The 20,506-nt window shown below is 68.7% G+C and carries 22 protein-coding genes; 21 read left to right on the top strand and 1 reads right to left on the bottom strand.

Annotated features, from left to right (window positions below):
- Positions 1 to 22: 22 nt before the first annotated feature.
- The 5 genes from HD600_RS01255 to HD600_RS01235 all read left to right on the top strand — a co-directional run bounded on the left by HD600_RS01255 (position 23) and on the right by HD600_RS01235 (position 3,956).
- Positions 23 to 1,117: a histidinol-phosphate transaminase gene (locus tag HD600_RS01255; protein ID WP_184281014.1), complete on the top strand. Its 1,095-nt coding sequence runs from the start codon at positions 23 to 25 to the stop codon at positions 1,115 to 1,117.
- Positions 1,114 to 1,719 (top strand): imidazoleglycerol-phosphate dehydratase HisB, encoded by a 606-nt coding sequence (hisB, locus tag HD600_RS01250; protein ID WP_206706046.1) that lies wholly within the window; start codon positions 1,114 to 1,116, stop codon positions 1,717 to 1,719. Before HD600_RS01255 ends, hisB begins: the two co-directional genes overlap by 4 nt.
- Positions 1,716 to 2,345 (top strand): imidazole glycerol phosphate synthase subunit HisH, encoded by a 630-nt coding sequence (hisH, locus tag HD600_RS01245; RefSeq protein WP_144797217.1) that lies wholly within the window; start codon positions 1,716 to 1,718, stop codon positions 2,343 to 2,345. The genes hisB and hisH overlap by 4 nt, the downstream gene beginning before the upstream one ends.
- Positions 2,346 to 2,431: 86 nt before the next feature.
- A complete protein-coding gene (gene priA / locus HD600_RS01240) occupies positions 2,432 to 3,178 on the top strand; it encodes a bifunctional 1-(5-phosphoribosyl)-5-((5-phosphoribosylamino)methylideneamino)imidazole-4-carboxamide isomerase/phosphoribosylanthranilate isomerase PriA (RefSeq protein WP_144797215.1) in 747 nt (248 codons plus the stop codon).
- Positions 3,162 to 3,956 carry an SseB family protein gene (locus tag HD600_RS01235; RefSeq protein ID WP_184281012.1) on the top strand — a complete coding sequence of 265 codons (795 nt, stop codon included), beginning with the start codon at positions 3,162 to 3,164 and terminating at the stop codon, positions 3,954 to 3,956. The genes priA and HD600_RS01235 overlap by 17 nt, the downstream gene beginning before the upstream one ends.
- A gap of 21 nt (positions 3,957 to 3,977) precedes the next feature.
- Here HD600_RS01235 and HD600_RS01230 read toward each other — a convergent pair whose 3' ends face one another.
- Entirely contained in the window at positions 3,978 to 4,370 is a 393-nt protein-coding gene (locus HD600_RS01230; protein WP_422120175.1) for a DUF1844 domain-containing protein, read from the bottom strand.
- Positions 4,371 to 4,581: 211 nt separating this feature from the next.
- On the opposite strand from HD600_RS01230, the gene infC reads away from it, so the two are divergent.
- The 16 genes from infC (at position 4,582) to argF (ending at position 20,502) form a co-directional block, all read left to right on the top strand.
- Positions 4,582 to 5,241 (top strand): translation initiation factor IF-3, encoded by a 660-nt coding sequence (gene infC / locus HD600_RS01225; protein WP_338402267.1) that lies wholly within the window; start codon positions 4,582 to 4,584, stop codon positions 5,239 to 5,241.
- A gap of 71 nt (positions 5,242 to 5,312) precedes the next feature.
- A complete protein-coding gene (gene rpmI / locus HD600_RS01220; protein WP_144797208.1) occupies positions 5,313 to 5,510 on the top strand; it encodes a 50S ribosomal protein L35 in 198 nt (65 codons plus the stop codon).
- Between the two features lie 32 nt (positions 5,511 to 5,542).
- Positions 5,543 to 5,929: a 50S ribosomal protein L20 gene (rplT, locus tag HD600_RS01215; protein ID WP_144797206.1), complete on the top strand. Its 387-nt coding sequence runs from the start codon at positions 5,543 to 5,545 to the stop codon at positions 5,927 to 5,929.
- A gap of 79 nt (positions 5,930 to 6,008) precedes the next feature.
- On the top strand, positions 6,009 to 6,821 hold the full coding sequence (locus HD600_RS01210) for a TrmH family RNA methyltransferase (RefSeq protein ID WP_144797204.1): 813 nt from the start codon (positions 6,009 to 6,011) through the stop codon (positions 6,819 to 6,821).
- Between the two features lie 78 nt (positions 6,822 to 6,899).
- Positions 6,900 to 7,649, top strand: coding sequence for an amino acid ABC transporter ATP-binding protein (locus tag HD600_RS01205; RefSeq protein WP_184281010.1), 750 nt, complete (start codon positions 6,900 to 6,902; stop codon positions 7,647 to 7,649).
- A gap of 36 nt (positions 7,650 to 7,685) precedes the next feature.
- Positions 7,686 to 8,585 carry a glutamate ABC transporter substrate-binding protein gene (locus HD600_RS01200; RefSeq protein WP_144797200.1) on the top strand — a complete coding sequence of 300 codons (900 nt, stop codon included), beginning with the start codon at positions 7,686 to 7,688 and terminating at the stop codon, positions 8,583 to 8,585.
- A gap of 61 nt (positions 8,586 to 8,646) precedes the next feature.
- Positions 8,647 to 9,294 carry an ABC transporter permease subunit gene (locus HD600_RS01195; protein ID WP_184281008.1) on the top strand — a complete coding sequence of 216 codons (648 nt, stop codon included), beginning with the start codon at positions 8,647 to 8,649 and terminating at the stop codon, positions 9,292 to 9,294.
- On the top strand, positions 9,291 to 10,223 hold the full coding sequence (locus HD600_RS01190) for an amino acid ABC transporter permease (protein WP_184281006.1): 933 nt from the start codon (positions 9,291 to 9,293) through the stop codon (positions 10,221 to 10,223). Before HD600_RS01195 ends, HD600_RS01190 begins: the two co-directional genes overlap by 4 nt.
- 43 nt (positions 10,224 to 10,266) lie before the next feature.
- The gene (gene pheS, locus HD600_RS01185; RefSeq protein ID WP_184281004.1) at positions 10,267 to 11,307 is read left to right on the top strand and encodes a phenylalanine--tRNA ligase subunit alpha; all 1,041 of its coding nucleotides are present in this window, start codon (positions 10,267 to 10,269) and stop codon (positions 11,305 to 11,307) included.
- Positions 11,307 to 13,802: a phenylalanine--tRNA ligase subunit beta gene (gene pheT, locus HD600_RS01180; RefSeq protein ID WP_184281002.1), complete on the top strand. Its 2,496-nt coding sequence runs from the start codon at positions 11,307 to 11,309 to the stop codon at positions 13,800 to 13,802. The genes pheS and pheT overlap by 1 nt, the downstream gene beginning before the upstream one ends.
- A gap of 219 nt (positions 13,803 to 14,021) precedes the next feature.
- Positions 14,022 to 14,990: a Rossmann-fold NAD(P)-binding domain-containing protein gene (locus tag HD600_RS01175; protein ID WP_184281000.1), complete on the top strand. Its 969-nt coding sequence runs from the start codon at positions 14,022 to 14,024 to the stop codon at positions 14,988 to 14,990.
- Between the two features lie 233 nt (positions 14,991 to 15,223).
- Positions 15,224 to 16,267: an N-acetyl-gamma-glutamyl-phosphate reductase gene (argC, locus tag HD600_RS01170; protein WP_184280998.1), complete on the top strand. Its 1,044-nt coding sequence runs from the start codon at positions 15,224 to 15,226 to the stop codon at positions 16,265 to 16,267.
- On the top strand, positions 16,264 to 17,421 hold the full coding sequence (argJ, locus tag HD600_RS01165; RefSeq protein ID WP_184280996.1) for a bifunctional glutamate N-acetyltransferase/amino-acid acetyltransferase ArgJ: 1,158 nt from the start codon (positions 16,264 to 16,266) through the stop codon (positions 17,419 to 17,421). The genes argC and argJ overlap by 4 nt, the downstream gene beginning before the upstream one ends.
- Positions 17,418 to 18,335, top strand: coding sequence for an acetylglutamate kinase (argB, locus tag HD600_RS01160; protein ID WP_144797184.1), 918 nt, complete (start codon positions 17,418 to 17,420; stop codon positions 18,333 to 18,335). The genes argJ and argB overlap by 4 nt, the downstream gene beginning before the upstream one ends.
- Positions 18,332 to 19,582, top strand: coding sequence for an acetylornithine transaminase (locus HD600_RS01155; RefSeq protein ID WP_184280994.1), 1,251 nt, complete (start codon positions 18,332 to 18,334; stop codon positions 19,580 to 19,582). The genes argB and HD600_RS01155 overlap by 4 nt, the downstream gene beginning before the upstream one ends.
- On the top strand, positions 19,579 to 20,502 hold the full coding sequence (gene argF / locus HD600_RS01150; protein ID WP_184280992.1) for an ornithine carbamoyltransferase: 924 nt from the start codon (positions 19,579 to 19,581) through the stop codon (positions 20,500 to 20,502). Before HD600_RS01155 ends, argF begins: the two co-directional genes overlap by 4 nt.
- Positions 20,503 to 20,506: the final 4 nt, after the last annotated feature.

Raw genomic sequence — 20,506 nt, 5'->3', positions numbered from 1 at the left:
GAGGGGCGGCACCGCCGTTAACATGGGTAAGGTGACTGTTTCTCTCGGCGACCTTCCCCTCCGCGATGATCTTCGCGGCCTCACACCCTACGGCGCACCGCAGGCCCCGCTGCCCGTCGCGCTGAACGTCAACGAGAACACCCATCCCGTTCCCGACGAGGTCGCCAGCGACATCCTCGATGACATCGCTGTCGCTCTGCGCGAGGTGAACCGCTACCCCGACCGGGAGTTCACGACGCTGCGGCAGGCGTTCGCCGACTACCTCGGGCACAACCTCGAACCGGAGCAGATCTGGGCGGGGAACGGCTCCAACGAGGTGCTGCAGCACATCATGCAGGCCTTCGGCGGTCCAGGGCGCACCGTGTTCAGCTTCGGTCCGACGTACTCGATGTACCCGCTCATCGCGCAGGGAACCGGCGCGCGATGGATCGCGGGGGAGCGCGAGCCGGACTACACGATCACGGCGGAGGAAGCCGCGGCGCAGGTTGAGCAGGCCGACCCCGACATCGTGATGCTCTGCTCGCCCAACAACCCCACCGGCACTCCGCTCGGACTCGATGTCGTCTCGGCTGTGTACGAGGCCGCGCGGGGGATCGTCGTCGTCGACGAGGCGTACCAGGAGTTCGCGCCCCGCGACGCGGAGTCGGCATTGACGCTGCTGGAGGGCCGACCGCGCCTCGCGGTCTCCCGCACGATGAGCAAGGCCTTCGCATTCGCCGGTGCCAGAGTGGGCTACCTCGCCGCTGACCCGGCGTTCATCGACGCCCTGCGGCTCGTCCGCCTTCCGTACCACCTCAGCGGCATCACACAGGCGGCCGCGGTCGCGGCCCTCCGCAATTCCGACACGATGCTCGGCATGGTGGACGAGATCGTCGAGCAGCGCGATCGCATCACGGCCACGCTCGAGGCGCTGGGTTACCTGCCGCACGAATCATGGTCGAACTTCGTCCTGTTCGGCGGGGTCGCAGACCCCCGTGCGACGTTCCAGGCGCTGTACGAGCGCGGCATCCTCGTCCGCGACGTCGGCATCCCCAATCACCTCAGGGTGACAGCGGGCACCGAGGCCGAGACCACCGCGTTCCTGGATGCACTGGCGTCGATAGACTCGACATCATGAGCGCTCCTCGTACGGCATCCCGCAGTCGCAGCACGTCCGAGTCGACCGTCGAACTCGAACTCAACCTCGACGGCACAGGGCGCAGCAGCATCGACAGCTCTGTGCCCTTCTTCGACCACATGCTGACGGCGTTCGCGAAGCACTCGCTGACCGACCTCACCGTCCGCGCATCCGGTGACACCGACATCGACGCGCACCACACGGTGGAGGACATCTCGATCGTGCTCGGGCAGGCGATCGGCGAGGCGCTCGGCGACAAGGCCGGCATCTCGCGCTACGGCGACGCGCTCGTACCGCTGGACGAGGCGCTCGCGCAGGCCGTCGTCGACATCAGCGGCCGGCCCTACCTCGTGCACACGGGTGAGCCCGCCGGGTTCGAGCACCACCTCATCGGAGGCCACTTCACCGGGTCTCTCGTGCGTCACGCCTTCGAGGCGATCACGTTTAACGCGGCACTCACCGTGCACGTCCGCGTGCTCGGGGGGCGCGACCCGCACCACATCGCCGAAGCCGAGTTCAAGGCGTTCGCACGTGCCTTCCGTCAGGCGAAGGCGCTCGACCCGCTCGTCGACGGCATCCCCTCGACGAAGGGTGCATTGTGACTCGCTCCGTCGTCGTCTACGACTACGGGTCGGGCAACGTCCACTCCGCAGTCAAGGCGCTCATCGCCGCCGGCGCCGATGCGAGACTCACCGGTGACCGAGCCGAGGCTCTGGAGGCCGACGGGCTGCTCGTCCCCGGCGTCGGCGCGTTCGCCGCGGTACGCGAGGCGTTGCGCGAGCAGGGCGGCGACGAGATCATCGAGCGCCGACTCGCCGGTGGTCGCCCCGTCCTCGGGGTGTGCGTCGGTATGCAGGTGCTGTTCGAACACGGCGTGGAACGTGGGATGGACACCGAGGGACTCGGCGAATGGCCCGGTGCCGTGACCGAGCTCAACGCCCCCGTCCTGCCGCACATGGGATGGAACACGGTCGATCCCGACGAGGGCAGCGTGCTGTTCCGCGGACTCGAGGAGGAGCGGTTCTACTTCGTGCACTCCTACGCCGCGCAGAAGTGGGAGCTCGACGTCATCCCGCCGTTCCCCACGCCCAAGCTCACCTGGACGACCTACGGCGAGCCCTTCCTGGCAGCGGTCGAGAACGGACCCCTCTCGGCCACACAGTTCCACCCCGAGAAGTCCGGCGAGGCCGGCATCCGGTTGCTGCGCAACTGGGTCGAAAGTCTCTGACCGCAACAGGTTTTGAACCCTGCCACAAGGCGGACTACTGTCGGAGTTCGCGCCCTCTGCGCACTCTCCACCCACCCGAGGATGACATGAACGACTTCGCGTCCACCCCCAAGCTCACCCTGCTGCCCGCCGTCGACGTCGCGGGTGGCAAGGCCGTCCGCCTCACGCAGGGCGAGGCGGGGTCCGAGACGAGCTATGGCGACCCGCTCGACGCCGCACGCGAGTGGGTGGACCAGGGGGCCGAGTGGATCCACCTCGTGGACCTGGACGCCGCGTTCGGCCGCGGCAGCAACACCGCCATCCTGCGCAAGGTCATCAAGCAGCACCGCGATGTGAACATCGAGATCTCCGGCGGCATCCGCGACGACGCGAGCCTCGAGGCCGCCCTTGAAAGCGGAGCGGCCCGCGTCAACCTCGGCACTGCCGCCCTCGAGAACCCCGAGTGGGCCGCCGACGTCATCCGCCGCTTCGGTGACGCGATCGCCGTGGGCCTCGACGTCCGTGGCACGACGCTGGCCGCGCGCGGTTGGACGAAGGAGGGCGGCGACCTCTGGGAGGTCCTCGACCGCCTGGAGGACGCCGGCTGCAGCCGCTACGTCGTCACCGACGTCACCAAGGACGGCACGCTGCGCGGACCGAACCTCGAACTGCTGCGGGAGATGACGGCGCGCACGCCGAAGCCCGTCGTCGCCTCCGGTGGAATCTCCAGCCTCGATGACATCGCGGCGCTGCGTGACCTCGTCCCGCTCGGGGTCGAGGGCGCGATCGTCGGCAAGGCGCTGTACGCCGGGGCGTTCACGCTGGCTGAGGCGCTGGATGTCGCCGGCGACTGACGACGGCTGCGACCACGGCGCACCGAACGCCGGGGATTCGGCCGGCGTCCCCTGGGAGGGGCGCAGTTTCGAGGCGAACCCGCACTCCGCCGACGACGGCTCCGCAGACCCCGCTCTGCTCGACGCGCTGATCCGGTTCCGCGCGGGGGAGGGCACGCAGGTCGAGGTCGTCGATGCCTTCCGCTCAGCGCGGGTGCTCGTGCCCCTCATCGCGGAGAAGGGCGATGAGGGCGTCGGTCCGACAGGCCTGACGGTCGACAAGACCCAGGAGCTCTCGATCGTCACCGTCGCGGCACCGGACGGCCGCAAGGTGCAGCCGGTGTTCTCCTCCGTCACGGCGATGCAGACGTGGGATGCCGCGGCGCGGCCGATCCCCGTCGAGGCGGTGCGCGCGGCACTGGCGGCATCGGCGGAGGGCACCGACCTGATCGTGCTGGATCCGACCTCCCCGACGGAGTTCGTCATCCGCCGCCCCGCCGTGTGGGCGATCGCGCAGGGGGAGCGGTGGGAGCCCAGTTTTCTTTCCCCTGAAGTGTTCACGGCGCTCCAGGAGAGTGTGGCGCACGAACTCGCCGTGATCGACGTGTCCGTCGCGCCGGGGGACCCGGACGCCCGCCTCCGCGGACCGGAACTGGTCGTGATCCTCGACCTCATCGACGGGCTGGAACGAGCGACGCTCGACGCCGTGCTCTCCCGACTGGCTCAGCGGTGGGCGGCCGACGATCGCATCGCGGTCCTCGCCGACTCCCTCACCGTCACTCTGCGACGCGCCGAGTGATGGCGAGGGGAGCGGCCTGGGTCAGTTGACCGGTCCGGTCCACTTCTCGCCCGGTCCCTTGCCGATCGGATCGGGGATGGCGGAGGCCTCGCGGAAGGCGAGCTGCAGGGAGCGCAGCCCGTCGCGCAGAGACCGCGCGTGCATGTCGCTGATCTCCGGTGCACCGGCGGTGATGAGGCCGGCGAGGGCGTTGACGAGCTTGCGCGCCTCGTCCAGATCCAGTTGAGAGTCCGGGTCGTCCGCGAGGCCGAGCTTGACCGCAGCGGCACTCATCAGGTGCACGGCGGCGGTCGTGATCACCTCGACGGCGGGGACGTCAGCGATGTCCCTCGTGGCCGCTGAAGCGGCATCCTCCTGCTTGCGCCACTGCTCGTCGCGCTCGTCGTGGCCATGATCTGGAGCCGGAATCGTCACTTCGCCTTGCCTTCTGTTAGACTTTGGCGGGCTCCGGAGCGACATGCTCCGGTTCGAAAGAGGATTCACTTCCCACCCGCGCTTGCCGTTCAAGGCTACCGGGTCTTGCACTCCGCCGGCTCACGCCGGTCGTTCGGACGAAGTTCGATGATCAGGGTGCGAAGCCGGCGTCTGAATGCCGGCGGGTGGGTGGCGATTCCGATTTCACGATGTGCCGCAAACGCGGTGCACCGACCGAATCCCACCGTCTAAGGAGTTCCGCATCAGCGATCCCCGTACCAATGAGCGCATCCGCGTCCCCGAGGTCCGCCTCGTCGGCCCCGCGGGTGAGCAGATCGGCGTCGTCGCCATCCAGGTCGCGCTCCGCCTCGCGCAGGAAGCCGACCTCGACCTCGTCGAGGTTGCCCCCAACTCGAAGCCGCCCGTGGTCAAGATCATGGACTACGGCAAGTTCAAGTACGAGGCTGCCCAGAAGGCGAAGGAAGCTCGCCGCAACCAGGCGAACACGATCCTCAAGGAAGTCCGCTTCCGGCTGAAGATCGAGGCGCACGACTACACGACCAAGCTCAAGCGTGCCGAGGGCTTCCTCAAGGCCGGCGACAAGGTCAAGGCGATGATCCTCTTCCGTGGACGCGAGCAGTCCCGTCCGGAGCAGGGCGTGCGTCTGCTGCGCAAGTTCGCCGAGGACGTCGCAGAGCTCGGAACGGTCGAGTCGAACCCGACCATCGACGGTCGCAACATGGTCATGGTCGTGGCGCCGCTGAAGAACAAGTCCGAGGCCAAGGCGGAGCAGAACGCCGTTCGCGCCGCCAACAAGCAGGCCGCTCGAGAGTCGAAGACCGACGACACCGAGGCGGCCCCGGCGGAGTGATCCGCCCCGCACACTCCCGCTCTGCGGGTTGACAACGTCGCCTGAGAAGGCGCCATACGAAGGAAGAGAAGATGCCGAAGCAGAAGACCCACTCGGGTGCCAAGAAGCGCTTCAAGATCACCGGCAGCGGAAAGCTGAAGAAGCAGCAGGCCGGCATGCGCCACAACCTCGAGCACAAGTCGAGCCGTCGCACCCGCCGCCTCAACCAGGACCAGGTGCTGTCGGCTGCCGACAGCAAGGTCGCCAAGAAGCTTCTCGGCCGCGGCTGAGCGCCCGAACGCACGAATAGGAACACAAGAAAATGGCAAGAGTCAAGCGGGCGGTAAACGCCCACAAGAAGCGTCGCGTCATCCTTGAGCGCGCCTCCGGCTACCGCGGTCAGCGTTCGCGCCTGTACCGCAAGGCCAAGGAACAGGTCATCCACTCCTTGGTCTACTCGTACCGTGACCGTCGCAAGCGCAAGGGCGACTTCCGCCGCCTCTGGATCCAGCGCATCAACGCCGCCGCTCGCCAGAACGGCATCACGTACAACCGCTTCATCCAGGGCCTCGGCCTCGCCGGCGTCCAGGTCGACCGCCGCATGCTCGCCGAGCTCGCGGTGAACGAGCCCGCCACGTTCGCCTCGCTCGTCGCGACGGCGAAGGGCGCTCTGCCTTCGGACGTCAACGCTCCGAAGTCTGCTGCGTAAGCATCTTCCCTGAAACGGGCGTCCTCCTCGGAGGGCGCCCGTTTCGGCATTCCTGCGCCTGTGTCCGTAGACTGAGGCCGTGCTGGAGAATCCCCGGTCCCCGCGTGTGAGAGCCGTCGCGAAGTTGACCAAGCGCAGCGCGCGAACGGACACGGGCCTGTTCCTTCTCGAAGGTCCCCAGGCGGTCCGCGAGGCGCTGGCCTATCGGCCGGACGCCATCGTCGAACTGTTCGCGACGCCGACCGGGTGGGAGAAGCATCCCGATCTGCGTGCCGCGGCCGACGAGCACGGCGTCACGGTGGAGTTCGTCACCGAGTACGTCCTCAACGCCATGGCCGACACGGTCACCCCGCAGGGCGTCATCGCGGTCGCCCGCCAGATGCCCGCCTCAGTGAAGGACATCTTCGCGGCGTCCCCACGTCTGGTCGCCATCTGCGAGGAGGTGCGCGATCCGGGCAACCTCGGCACCATCATCCGGGCCGCTGACGCCTCAGGGGCGGATGCCGTCGTCCTCACCGGCCGCACGGTGGATCCGTACAACCCCAAGGTCGTCCGTTCGACGACCGGCTCGCTCTTCCACCTGCCGATCTCCGTCGGCGGCGACCTGGCGGACGTCATCGAGCGCGCACATGCCGCCGGTGTCACGGTCCTCGCCGCCGATGTGAAGGGCGACGATCTGCTGCGCGCACGGGCCGGGGGAGTGCTCGCACAGCCGACGGCCTGGTTGTTCGGCAACGAGGCGCGCGGTCTCGAGGAGCACGCACTCGAGCTCGCCGATCACGTCCTCAAGCTGCCGATCTTCGGCCGTGCCGAATCGCTCAACCTCGCGACCGCCGCGAGCGTGTGCCTCTACGAGAGCGCCTTCGCGCAGCGAGCAGCAGACGCGGACTGACCCCGAAACCGGTTACAACTCGGTAACCCGCGGCCGGATCTGCTGGTTCCGGCCTAGTTGTGCTTCTAGTGTGAAGACATGACCGAGACTGGCGCACCCCTTGTCGTGGTGGACGACGTTCAGAAGCATTACGGCGATTTCCAGGCGCTGACGGACATCAACCTGACCGTCAACGCCGGCGAAGTGGTCGTCGTCATCGGCCCTTCCGGCTCCGGGAAGTCGACGCTGTGCCGCACGATCAACCGCCTCGAGACGATCACGAGCGGCACGATCAGCATCGACGGCAAGGAGCTGCCCGCCGAGGGCAAGAGCCTCGCCAAGCTGCGGGCCGACGTCGGTATGGTCTTCCAGTCGTTCAACCTGTTCGCCCACCTTACGATCCTCGAGAACGTGACCCTCGGGCCGATCAAGGTGCGCGGCCTGAAGAAGGCCGACGCCGACAAGGAGGCGATGGCCCTGCTCGAGCGGGTCGGGGTCGCCCAGCAGGCGTCCAAGCTGCCCGCGCAGCTGTCGGGCGGACAGCAGCAGCGCGTCGCGATCGCCCGCGCGCTGGCCATGCACCCCAAGGTCATGCTTTTCGACGAACCGACCAGCGCACTGGACCCCGAGATGATCAACGAGGTCCTCGACGTCATGGTGCAGCTCGCGAAGGAGGGGATGACGATGATCGTCGTCACCCACGAGATGGGCTTCGCGCGCAAGGCGGCCGACCGCGTGGTGTTCATGGCCGACGGCCGCATCGTCGAGGAGGCCACGCCGGAGGAGTTCTTCACCAACCCGCGCAGCGACCGCGCCAAGGACTTCCTCTCGAAGCTCCTCACCCACTGACCCACACTGCACACACAGCACACGAAGGAGACGCACATGCGACGCACACGGACACTGGCGGGAATCGGGATCGCAGCGGCAGCGCTGCTGGCCCTCACCGCCTGCAACAGCGGCAGCCCGAGCACGCCCGGTGACGCCGGCGGAGACGCCGAGGAGCCCACCACGTGGTTCGAGGTGGCCGAAGACGTCTCCCTGGACGGCAGCCCCACCTTCGACGAGATCACCGCCCGCGACGGCGTCGTCATCGGTGTGAAGGAGGACCAGCCCGGTCTCGGATACCTCGACGTCACGACGCAGGAGCGCACCGGCTTCGACGTCGACATCGCCCGCTGGATCGCGGCATCCCTCGGCTACGACGAGGACAAGATCGAGTTCAAGCCGATCGCCTCCGCGAACCGCGAGCAGGCCATCACCAACGGTGACATCGACTACTACGTCGGCACCTACTCGATCACGGACAAGCGCAAGGAGCAGATCAACTTCGCCGGTCCGTACTTCATCACCGGTCAGGGTCTCCTCGTCGCCGCGGACAGCGACATCAGCAGCGAGGCCGACCTGACGGCGGACACCACGGTGTGCTCGGCGACCGGTTCCACGCCGATCCAGAACATCCGCGACAACTACCCGGATGTCCCCACGCGCGAGTTCGACCTGTACTCCGCATGCGTCGAGGCGCTGCTCAACGGCGAGGTCCAGGCGGTCACCACCGACCAGGCGATCCTCATCGGCTACGCGGCAGCGGACCCGGACAACCTCAAGGTCGTCGGTGAGCCCTTCACGGAGGAGCGCTACGGCGTCGGCCTCGCCAAGGGCGACGACGTGCTCCAGGAGCACATCAACACCCTCTTCACCGACGGTGGCGACATCTGGCAGGCGATCTTCGACAAGAACCTCGGCTCGTCCGGGATCACGGTCGAGCAGCCCGCAGTCGACTGATTGACCAGGGGGCGGCCCGAGAAGGGCCGCCCCCTCCCAGATCTTCAGAAGGGAAGACGGCGTGGACGTCATCTTCGGGAACCTCGACCTGTGGGGCGAGGCGATCAGCAACACTCTGCTGATCTTCTTCGGCGGCGGGCTGCTCGCGCTGGTGCTCGGCATCATCGTCGGCGCCGCGCGCGTATCGCCGGTCCCGATCGCACGCGGGGTGGGCACGGTGTACGTGAACCTCATCAGGAACACCCCGCTCACGCTGGTCTTCTTCTTCTTCATCTTCGGATACCCGCAGCTGGGGCTCCCACGGCTGAGCACCACGGTCCTCGGCATCCTGGCGATCGGCATCTACACGGCGACCTACGTCGCCGAGGTGCTGCGGGCCGGGATCAACACCGTCCCCGTCGGGCAGGCGGAGGCCGCACGGGCGATCGGACTGCCGTTCGGGCAGGTCATGAGCCTCGTCGTTCTTCCGCAGGCGTTCCGCTCCGTCGTTCCCCCCATGATGAGCGTGTTCATCGCACTGTTGAAGAACACGACGGTCGCCGCCGGCTTCTCGGTCCTCGAGCTCGGCGCCATCCGCTCGTACCTCAGCGAGCGCGGCGAGAACGCACTCGCCGTCCTCCTGTGGGTCGCACTCGTCTTCGTCGCCCTGGTCATGCTGCTCAGCTGGGCGCAGCGCTATCTCGAGAACAAGTGGAGGATCGCGCGATGACTTCCGTCCTGTACGACGTCCCCGGTCCCAAGGCGATCTTCAGGAACCGGCTCATCGGCGTCGCCACGGTCATCGTGGTGCTCGCGGTGATCGGCTTCGTCGGCTACCGCTTCTACGAGACGGGGCAGTTCGACGCGTCCCGCTGGTACATCTTCACGTTCTCCGCCGTGTGGGGCCAGATCCTCAAGGCGCTCGGCAACACGCTCGCCGCCTTCGCCCTCGCGGCCGTGCTGAGCCTCGTGCTCGGTTTCGTGCTCGCGATCGGACGACTGTCCGAGCACGCGTGGGTGCGCATCCCCGTCACGGTGATCACGGAATTCTTCCGTGCCGTCCCCGTCCTCGTCTTCATGATGCTGCTGTACTACGGGCTGCCCACGCTCGGCGTGAAGATGGAGCCGTACTGGGCCGTGGTCCTCGCGCTCATGATGTACAACGGCTCCGTCCTCGCCGAGGTGCTCCGCGCCGGCGTGGAGTCGTTGCCCCGCGGCCAGAAGGAGGCCGGTTACGCGATCGGACTCCGCAAGAGCGGCGTGATGCGGCTCATCCTGCTCCCGCAGGCGATCCGCGCCATGCTCCCGGTGATCGTCGCTCAGCTCGTGGTGACCATGAAGGACACCGCGCTCGGGTTCATCATCACCTACCCGGAACTGCTGTACTACGCCAAGCTGCTCAGCTCGCAGCAGGGGCGCCCGATCCTGCAGTCGGCGTTCATCATCGGCGGCATCTACATCATCATGTGCCTCATCCTCTCCGGCATCGCGAAGTACCTGGAGATCCGCACCCGCCGTTCGCCGAGGATCAAGGCGCTCGCTGCCGACAACGCCGCGGTGATGCACGAGGGCACCGACACCGAGATCATCGCCGCGCAGAAGAGCGCCGGTCCGTTCGACCAGGGCGGCGCAGGAGGAGTGGGCGGCCTCGGCCGCTGAGCGCAGACGTCACAGGCGCGTGGCCCCGGTAGACTCGGGTCTCGTGTCAGACGCCCCAGAAATCACCCCAGAGGCGGTGGAATCCGCCGTCGCCGACGCGCTCGGCGCGATCGGCTCCGCTGCCAGCACCGCAGAACTGAAGGCGGCCCGCGCCGCCCACGTCGCCGAGGGCTCGCCGCTCGCGGTCCTGAACGCCTCCATGCGCCAGGTCGCACCAGAGCACAAGGCGACCTTCGGCAAGCTCATCGGCCAGGGACGCCGCCAGGTCACCGAGGCGTTCGACGCCCGAGAGGCCGTGCTCGCCGAAGCCGAACTCGCCGCGCGCCTCGAGCAGGAGCGCATCGACATCACCGCGGTGTCCTCGCGCACCCGGGTGGGTGCGCGGCATCCACTCGAGAAGCTGCAGGACGATGTGTGCGACATCTTCGTGGGCATGGGGTGGGAGATCGCCGAGGGGCCGGAGCTCGAGCACGAGTGGTTCAACTTCGACGCGCTGAACTTCGACGTGGATCACCCCGCACGACAGATGCAGGACACCTTCTTCGTCGACCCCGTCGACCGCCACCTCGTGATGCGCACGCACACGAGCCCCGTGCAGGTGCGCTCGATGCTCGACCGCGAGGTGCCGATCTACGTGCTGTGCCCCGGACGGGTCTACCGCACCGATGAGTTCGATGCGACCCACCTCCCCGTGTTCACGCAGTTCGAGGGCCTCGTGATCGACAAGGGCATCACGATGGCGCACCTCAAGGGCACGCTCGACCACTTCGCGCGGGCGCTGTTCGGACCGGAGGCCAAGACGCGCTTCCGCACCAACTACTTCCCCTTCACTGAGCCATCCGCCGAGCTCGACCTGTGGCACCCCACCTTCAAGGGCGGCGCGCGCTGGATCGAATGGGGCGGTTGCGGCATGGTCAACCCGAACGTGCTGCGCGCGGCGGGCATCGACCCCGAGGTCTACAGCGGCTTCGCATTCGGCATGGGGATCGAACGCGGCCTCATGTTCCGCAGCGACGTGCAGGACATGCGCGACATGGCCGAAGGCGATATCCGTTTCAGCGAGCAGTTCGGGATGGTGGTGTGATGCGCGTCCCGCTTTCGTGGTTGCGTGAATACGTCGATGTGGCGGAGGGCGTCACGGCAGACGACGTCTTCGCCGCGCTGGTGTCGGTGGGCTTCGAGGAGGAGGAGCTGCACGGCTTCGACATCTCCGGGCCCGTCGTGGTCGGCCAGGTGCTCTCCTTCGAGGAGGAGCCGCAGAAGAACGGCAAGACCATCCGCTGGTGTCAGGTGGACGTCGGTGAGGCGGAGCCGCGCGGCATCGTCTGCGGCGCCTCCAACTTCGCCCAGGGTGACAAGGTCGTCGTCACGCTGCCCGGCTCGGTGCTCCCCGGCCCGTTCCCGATCGCCGCCCGCAAGACGTACGGGCACGTGTCGGACGGCATGATCGCGTCGGCTCGCGAACTCGGGCTGGGCGACGAGCACAACGGCATCCTCATCCTGTCGACGCTCGGCATCGACGCGCCGGTGGGCACGGATGCCATCGCCCTGCTCGGCCTGGACGATCAGGCGGTCGAGATCAACGTCACTCCGGACCGCGGGTACGCGTTCTCGATCCGTGGCGTCGCCCGCGAGTACGCTCACGCGACGGGAGCGGATTTCCGCGACCCCGCCGAGCACGAGTTCTCCGAGGTCGCCCCCGGTTCGGGCTTCCCGATCACTGTCGACGCAGAACCGCTGCGGCACAACCCCGCGGTGCAGGAGTTCGTCGCCCGCGTGGTGCGCGACGTCGACCCGACCCGACCGACGCCGCCGTGGATGGTCGCGCGTCTGTCGCTGGCGGGCATCCGTACCCTCGGGGTGCTCATCGACATCACCAACTACGTGATGCTGGAGCTCGGCAACCCGATCCACGGTTACGACCTCGACAAGCTCTCCGGCGGGATCACCGTCCGTCGCGCGCAGCCGGGCGAGAAGATGACGACCCTCGACGGCCAGGAGCGCTCGCTGCACGTCGAGGACCTGCTCATCACCGACGAGTCCGGTCCGATCGGCCTCGCCGGCGTGATGGGCGGCGGCACGACCGAGATGTCGGACACGACGAGGAACGTGCTCATCGAGGCGGCGATCTTCGATCCGATCTCGATCGCCCGCACCGCCCGTCGGCACAAGCTCCCCAGCGAGGCGTCCAAGCGGTTCGAGCGCGGCGTCGACCCGCTCGTGCCGTTCGTCGCGGCCCGTCGCGTCGCCGAGCTCATGGTGGAACTGGCCGGCGGCCGCATCGACGAACTCGGCGGCGCGCTGTACTCCGAGTTCGAGATCGCCGGCATCGCGCTGCCCGCGGAGTTCATCCCCGGTCTCATCGGAGTCGACTACACCGACGAGGAGATCGTCGACGCGCTCGAGATGATCGGCGCCGAGGTCACGGAGACCTCGGACGGATGGCACGTCATCCCGCCGAGCTGGCGACCGGACCTCACGGACAAGTGGACGCTGGCGGAGGAGGTCGCGCGCATCCATGGGCTCGACCGCATCCCCTCCGTGCTGCCGACCCCGCCCTCCGGTCGCGGACTCACGGACGCCCAGCAGGGACGCCGCCGTGTGGCGAACGCGCTCGCCGCGGCCGGCCTGATCGAGACGCCGTCGTTCCCCTTCACCACCGAGACGCAGAACCACCTGCACGGGTCGGCCAGTGGCGAGGCGCTGCCGAGCATCAAGCTCGCGAATCCCCTCGACGGGCAGGCTCCGTACCTGCGCAGGTCGCTGATCCCCGGGCTCATGCAGACGGCGCACCGGAACATCTCGCGTGGTCTCACCGACCTCGCGATCTTCGAGACGGGTTCGGTCTTCCTCCCCGAGCCGGGCGTCGCCTACGGCACTGACGAGGTGCCGCCGCTCGGGCAGCGCCCCTCGGACGAGACGCTCGCCGAGCTGAACGCGTCGATCCCACCGCAGCGCCGCCACATCGCGGCCCTGTTCACGGGCAACGCGACTCCGCGGCAGCCGGACCGCGCCGTGGAGGCGTACAGCCTCTCGGACGCGCTGGACACCGTCCGTGTGATCGCCGTCGCCGCGGGTGTCGACATCGACGTGGCCCAGGGAAGCCGAGCGGCCCTTCACCCCGGGCGCGCCGGCGTGCTGAGCGTGGCGGGGACCGAGGTCGGCTATGTCGGCGAACTGCACCCGAGCGTCGCATCCGAGGCGGATCTTCCCGGCCGCGCCGTCGTCCTGGAAGTCGACCTCGACAGCGTCCTCGCGCTCGCCGGAGCGCGCGTCGTGGCGGCATCACTGTCCACGTACACGGCAGCCACCCAGGACGTATCCCTCGTGGTCGATGCCGCGGTGACCGCCGGCGAGCTGCGTGCGGCCCTCGTCGAGGGCGCCGGAGAACTGCTGGAGTCCGCGCGTCTCGTGGACGACTATCGCGGCCAGGGTGTGGATGACGGCAAGAAGAGCCTCACGTACGCGCTGCGGTTCCGCGCGCCGGACCGCACGCTCACCGCCGCCGAGGCGACCGAGGCGAAGCTCGCCGGAGTGGCCGTGGCCAGTGAACGGTTCGGAGCCAGCATCCGCGACTGATGCACGTGTCCCGTCACACGGGGTCGGAACGGCGAGGAGGGGTCACAGCCCCGCCTCGCCGTTCGTGTCGATGGTCGCCACGATCGTCGCCTGCGCTTCTGGGGTGGGACAGGGAGTCATGCGCAACCGGGCGGCATCCACTCGCGAGGAACGATCACCGTCACTCCGCTGGGAGCGGAACCCCTTTCGCAGATCAGCGCATGGTGATGACATGGGCACATGACGGACGTACTGATCCTCGGCGGTACCGGATGGCTCTCCGGCCGCATCGCACGACGATGGGTGGCGCAGGGCGCGCGTGTGACCTGCCTCGCCCGCGGGGAGCGTGCCGCCCCCGACGGTGCGGTGCTGGTGCGCGGCGACCGCGACGACGCGCGCACCTACGATCTCCTCGACCGGCCGTGGGACGAGGTCGTCGACATCTCATCGCGAGCCGACCACGTGCGCGATGCCGTTGATGCCCTCGGGGACCGCGCCGCGCACTGGACATACATCTCGTCGGTGTCGGTGTACGCGGATGCCGACGTCGACGGCGCAGATGAGACCGCACGGCTGGAGGCGCCGGCGCAGGACGGCGACGAATACGACTACGCCGCGCAGAAGGTCGCCGCCGAAGAGCAGGTGCGAACCCTGGGGGAGCGCACGCACATCATCCGTCCCGGCCTGATCGTCGGCGCCGGTGACCCCAGCGACCGGTTCGGGTACTGGGCGGCAGCGTTCGACCGGGCAGGTTCGGAGGCGGTTCTCGTGCCGCGTGTGGCCGGACGTCACGTACAGGTGGTCGAGGTCGACGACCTCGCCGCGTTCGCGACGAACATCGACCTCACGGGCGTGCACGACGCGATCGGCGATCCGACGCCGCTCGATGAGGTTCTGGATGCGTTCCGCACGGCGACCGGACACGGCGGAGACGTACGGTCGGCGAGTGATGACTGGCTCGAGGCGCACGGAGTCCAGCCGTGGATGGGGGAGCGTTCCCTGCCGCTGTGGCTCCCCGCGGAGTACTCGGGGCTCACGACGCGTTCCAACCGCGCCTACCGAGCCGCCGGCGGGACGCAGACACCGTGGGCGCCCCTCATCGCGCAGGTCCTCGAGGACGAACGGGCCAGGGGCCTCGACCGCTCGCGTCGCGCAGGATTGACGCGAGCGGACGAGCGCGCACTGCTGGCAGAGCTCGCCAGCGGGTGAGCCGCCCCGCGCCCGCGATTTGCGTGAGCGACGGGGCAGCGCTACTGTCACGACATGCCTTCGGCCGTCTCCACCCCCTCGACGCTCGCCCCGAGCGTCCTCGTGGTGCGCCGACGCCGCAGCCGCCTGGGCGGCCGCCGACGCTAGGCGACCCCCGCGCTCCTGCCCTGTGGGCAGTGGAGCACCGGTGTCGCCGCCTCGGCCCCCAGACCTCACACCGTTAAGGTAGAACCATGACGTATACCGTCGCCGTCTCCGGCGCCTCCGGCTATGCGGGCGGCGAGATCCTGCGCCTGCTCGCCGGTCATCCCGACATCGAGATCCGCACCGTCACCGCGCACTCGAACGCCGGCCAGCCGCTGATCCAGCATCAGCCGCACCTTCGTTCCCTCGCTCACCTGACGCTGCAGGACACCACCCCCGAGGTGCTCGCGGGGCACGACATCGTGTTCCTCGCTCTCCCGCACGGTCAATCGGGGCAGTACACCGACGCGCTCGGTGATGTCCCGCTCGTGATCGATGCCGGCGCCGACCATCGACTCACCTCGTCGGCATCGTGGGACGCGTTCTACGGCGGGCACTTCCACGAGCCCTGGGCGTACGGGGTCCCCGAGCTGATCACCGGCGACGGCAAGCAGCGCGAGCACCTCCGTACCGCGAAGCGCATCGCCGCGCCGGGGTGCAACGCGTCGACCGTCAGCCTCAGCCTCGCCCCCGGTGTCGCAGCGGGCGTCATCGACGCCTCCGACATCGTCAGCGTCCTCGCCGTGGGCCCGTCCGGCGCGGGCAAGAGCCTGAAGCCGCATCTGCTCGGAAGCGAGCTGCTCGGCACGGCGAACCCGTATGCCGTCGGCGGCACCCATCGGCACATCCCTGAGATCCAGCAGGCGTTGCTGGCTGCGGGCGCCGACGACGTGCGCATCTCGTTCACCCCCGTGCTGGTGCCGATGGCACGCGGCATCCTCGCCACCTCGACGGCGCGCATCACCCCCGGCGTCACCGACGAGCAGATCCGCGCAGCATGGGAAGACGCATACGGCGACGAGACCTTCGTGCAGCTGCTCCCGGCCGGTGCCTTCCCTCGCACCGCCGACGTCCTCGGTGCCAACACGGCCCTGATCGGCCTGGCGATCGACCGGGCGGCAGGCCGAGTGACCGTGGTCACCGCCGTCGACAACCTCGTCAAGGGCACCGCCGGTGCCGCCATCCAATCCATGAACCTCGCGCTCGGTCTTCCGGAGGACCGCGCCCTCACCGTGAACGGAGTGGCACCATGAGCGTCACCGCACCCCAAGGATTCGAGGCGGCGGGCGTCGCCGTCGGCCTGAAGTCGACTGGAAAGCCGGACGTCGCCGTCGTCGTCAACCGCGGCCCCCGCAAGGTCGGCGCCGCCGTCTTCACGAGCAACCGCGCCAAGGCGAACCCCATCATCTGGTCTCAGCAGGTGATCGCCGACCGGACCGTGGAGGCGATCGTGCTGAACTCCGGCGGCGCGAACTGCTTCACCGGCAGCTTCGGGTTCCAGACGACGCACCAGACCGCCGAGAAGGCTGCGGAGCTGCTCGAGGTCAGCGCGGGCGACATCCTGGTGTGCTCCACCGGGCTCATCGGCACCGGCGACGAGACGTTCCGCGCCAAGGTCCTCGCGGGGACGGAACAGGCGATCGCCGAGCTCTCGAGCGACGGCGGCGAGAGCGCGGCGCACGCCATCATGACGACCGACACGATCGCCAAGACCGCGATCGTGTCGCGCGATGGCTGGACCATCGGCGGCATGGCGAAGGGTGCGGGGATGCTGGCACCCGGCCTCGCCACGATGCTCGTCGTGATCACGACCGACGCCGACCTCGACGCCCTCGACGCCGACACGGCGCTCCGCCGGGCGACGGGGACGACCTTCGACCGCCTCGACTCGGACGGATGCATGTCGACGAACGACCAGGTGACCCTCCTGGCCAACGGTGCCAGCGGCATCCGCCCCGACGTCGACGAGTTCGCCGCAGCGCTCACCGAGCTGAGCGATCAGCTCGCCGCCATGCTGCAGCAGGACGCCGAGGGCGCGAGCCACGACATCACCATCCGTGTGACGAACGCGGTCAGCGAGCAGGATGCTGTGGAGGTGGGGCGCTCGGTCGCCCGCAACAACCTCTTCAAGGCCGCCATCTTCGGCAACGACGCCAACTGGGGACGTGTGCTCGCCGCCATCGGCACCACGAGCGCCCAGTTCGACCCCTACGACGTCGACGTGTGGATGAACGGCGTCCGGGTGTGCAGCAAGGGCGGTCCGGACCGCCCGCGCGAAGACGTCGACCTCACTCCCCGCGCCACCGACGTGCTCATCGACCTGCAGGTCGGCGAGGCGGAGGCGACCATCCGCACCAACGACCTCACGCACGACTACGTCCACGAGAACAGCGCCTACTCCTCATGACAGACATCCACGACACCCCGCCCGACGTCGCGGCGCAGCAGGCGACGACTCTCATCGAGTCGCTGCCGTGGCTGAAGAAGTTCCGCGACCAGATCGTCGTGGTGAAGTACGGCGGCAATGCGATGGTGTCGGACGAGCTCCAGGAGGCGTTCGCGCAGGACATCGCGTACCTGCGCTACGTCGGCGTGCAGCCCGTCGTGGTGCACGGCGGTGGGCCGCAGATCTCCAACATGCTCGACCGGCTCGACATCCCCAGCGAGTTCAAGGGCGGTTACCGCGTCACCAACACCGAGGCCATCAGTGTCGTCCGGATGGTGCTCACCGGTCAGGTGAACCCGCAGCTGGTCGCGAAGATCAACTCGCACGGTCCGATCGCGACCGGACTCAGCGGTGAGGACGCCGGACTGTTCGGCGGCCGTCGGCGCGGCGTCGTGATCGACGGTGAACCGGTGGACCTCGGACGCGTGGGAGACGTCGTACAGGTGGACGCCACTGCCGTCCTCGACCATCTCGCCGCCGGACGCATTCCGGTGATCTCCAGCATCGCGCCGGACCTCGACAACCCGGGGCAGTCGCTCAACGTGAATGCGGATGCCGCGGCATCCGCCCTGGCGGTCGCGTTGAACGCGCGCAAGCTCGTGATCCTCACGGATGTCCCAGGACTGTACGCGGACTGGCCCAACCGGGACTCGCTGGTCTCGCACCTCACGTCCGCGCAGCTGAGCGGCATGCTCCCGACGCTCGAATCGGGGATGATCCCGAAGATGCGCGCGTGCCTGGATGCCGTCGAGGGCGGCGTGGACGCCGCGGCGATCATCGACGGACGGGTCCCGCACTCGGTGCTCGTCGAACTCTTCACGAGCAAGGGAATCGGAACCGAAGTGGTACTCGGAGAATCGGAGGCGACGGCATGACCGTCTGGTCGGAGGACGCGGCACGGGATCTCGTGCTCAACGCAGGGGAGCGGCTCGCGCTGCTCACGCGCGGTGAGGGATCGTACGTGTGGGACGGGGACGACAACCGTTACCTCGACTTCCTCGGCGGCATCGCCGTCAACGCGCTCGGACACGCCCACCCCGTGTTCGTGGATGCCGTCTCTCGGCAGGCCGCGACGCTGGTGCATGTGTCGAACTACTTCGCCACCCGGCCCCAGCTCGAACTCGCCGCGCGCCTGAAGCGGCTCGCAGGGGCCGGCATCGACGGCCGCGTGTACTTCTCCAACTCCGGGGCCGAGGCGAATGAGGCCGCGTTCAAGCTCGCGCGCCTGCGCGGCGGCGCAGAACGCCCTCGCATCCTCGCCCTCGAGAACGGCTTCCACGGCCGCACCATGGGGTCCCTCGCCCTCACCGCGAAGAAGACCATGCGGGCGCCGTTCGAGCCGATGCCGGCCGGCGTCGAGCACATCCCCGCCACGATCGAGGCGCTGGAGGCGGCGATGGACGATCGCGTCGCGGCGCTCATCGTCGAGCCGATCCAGGGCGAGGCGGGCGTCGTCGAGCTCCCGGACGGCTACCTGGCTGCGGCACGATCACTCACTCTCGCGCACGGCGCGCTGCTCATCGTCGACGAGATCCAGACCGGTGCCGGCCGGACGGGCTCGTGGTTCGGATTCAACCACGAGGGCATCACCCCTGACGCCATCACCCTCGCGAAGGGGATCGGCGGCGGGTTCCCGATCGGGGCACTGGTGACCTTTGGCGCCGCCAGCGCGCTGTTCACCCCCGGGTCCCACGGCTCGACGTTCGGCGGCAACCCGCTGGCGACCGCTGTCGCGAACGCCGTCCTCGCGGAGATCGAGCGCAGCGACCTCGTCGGCAACGCCGCCGCGCGCGGCGTGCAGCTGCGTGAGGCCATCGCGAAGATCGACTCGCACCTCGTAGGCGGAGTACGCGGGCGCGGCCTGCTCATCGGCATCGCCCTGTCCGCTCCCGTGGCCGGCGACCTCGTCGCCGCCGCCCAGCGCCGCGGGCTGATCGTCAACGCAGCCAATCCCGAGACCATCCGCATCGCACCGGCCCTGACCATCGGCGACGCGGAGATCGAAGAGTTCCTCACGCTGTTCACCGCCGCCCTCGCCGACGTGCAGGGCGACCGGACGGCGACCGAAAGAGAAAGCACAGAGAGCATGCCCGCAATGAGCGACCAGGGGGACTCGAAGTGACCCGCCACCTCCTCCGCGACGACGACCTCAGCCCTGCCGAGCAGGCCGAGATCCTCGACCTCGCCGTCGAACTGAAGAAGGACCGCTGGGCCGACAAGTCCCTCGCCGGCCCCCAGACCGTCGCGGTGATCTTCGACAAGTCGTCGACCCGCACCCGCGTCTCCTTCGCCGTCGGCATCGCCGACCTCGGTGGTTCGCCGCTGATCATCTCCACGGCCAACAGCCAGCTCGGCGGCAAGGAGACGCCCTCCGACACCGCCCGTGTGCTGGAGCGCCAGGTCGCCGCGATCGTGTGGCGCACCTACGCGCAGTCCGGACTCGAGGAGATGGCGAAGGGGACCCGCGTCCCCGTCATCAACGCGCTGTCGGACGATTTCCACCCCTGCCAGCTGCTCGCCGACCTGCTCACCATTCGCGAGCACAAGGGTGACCTGAAGGGGCTGACGCTGACGTTCTTCGGAGACGCGCAGAGCAACATGGCGCACTCCTACGCCCTGGCCGGTGTCACGGCCGGAATGCACGTGCGCATGGCGTCGCCGGAGTCGTACGCCCCGCGTGCCGACGTCGTCGAGGCCGCTGAGCGGCGCGCCGCCGAGACGGGCGGCTCCATCACGCTGTACACCGACCCGGCCGAGGCCGCGGCGGGTGCGGACGTGATCGTCACCGACACCTGGGTGTCGATGGGCAAGGAGGAGGAGAAGATCGCGCGCATCCGCGATCTCGGCGGCTACAAGGTCACCGCGGAGACGATGCAGCTCGCCGACCCCGGCGCGATCTTCATCCACTGCCTTCCCGCCGACCGCGGCTACGAGGTCGACCCCGAGGTCATCGACGGCCCGCAGAGCGTGGTCTGGGACGAGGCGGAGAACCGCCTGCACGCGCAGAAGGCGCTGCTGGTCTGGCTGCTGCGGCAGAACTGACGCG

It is taken from the genome of Microbacterium ginsengiterrae, from assembly GCF_014205075.1.
Classification (GTDB): Bacteria; Actinomycetota; Actinomycetes; order Actinomycetales; family Microbacteriaceae; genus Microbacterium; species Microbacterium ginsengiterrae.
The sequence above is the reverse complement of the archived record's forward strand: the minus strand, read 5'-3'. Positions and strand labels throughout refer to the sequence as shown.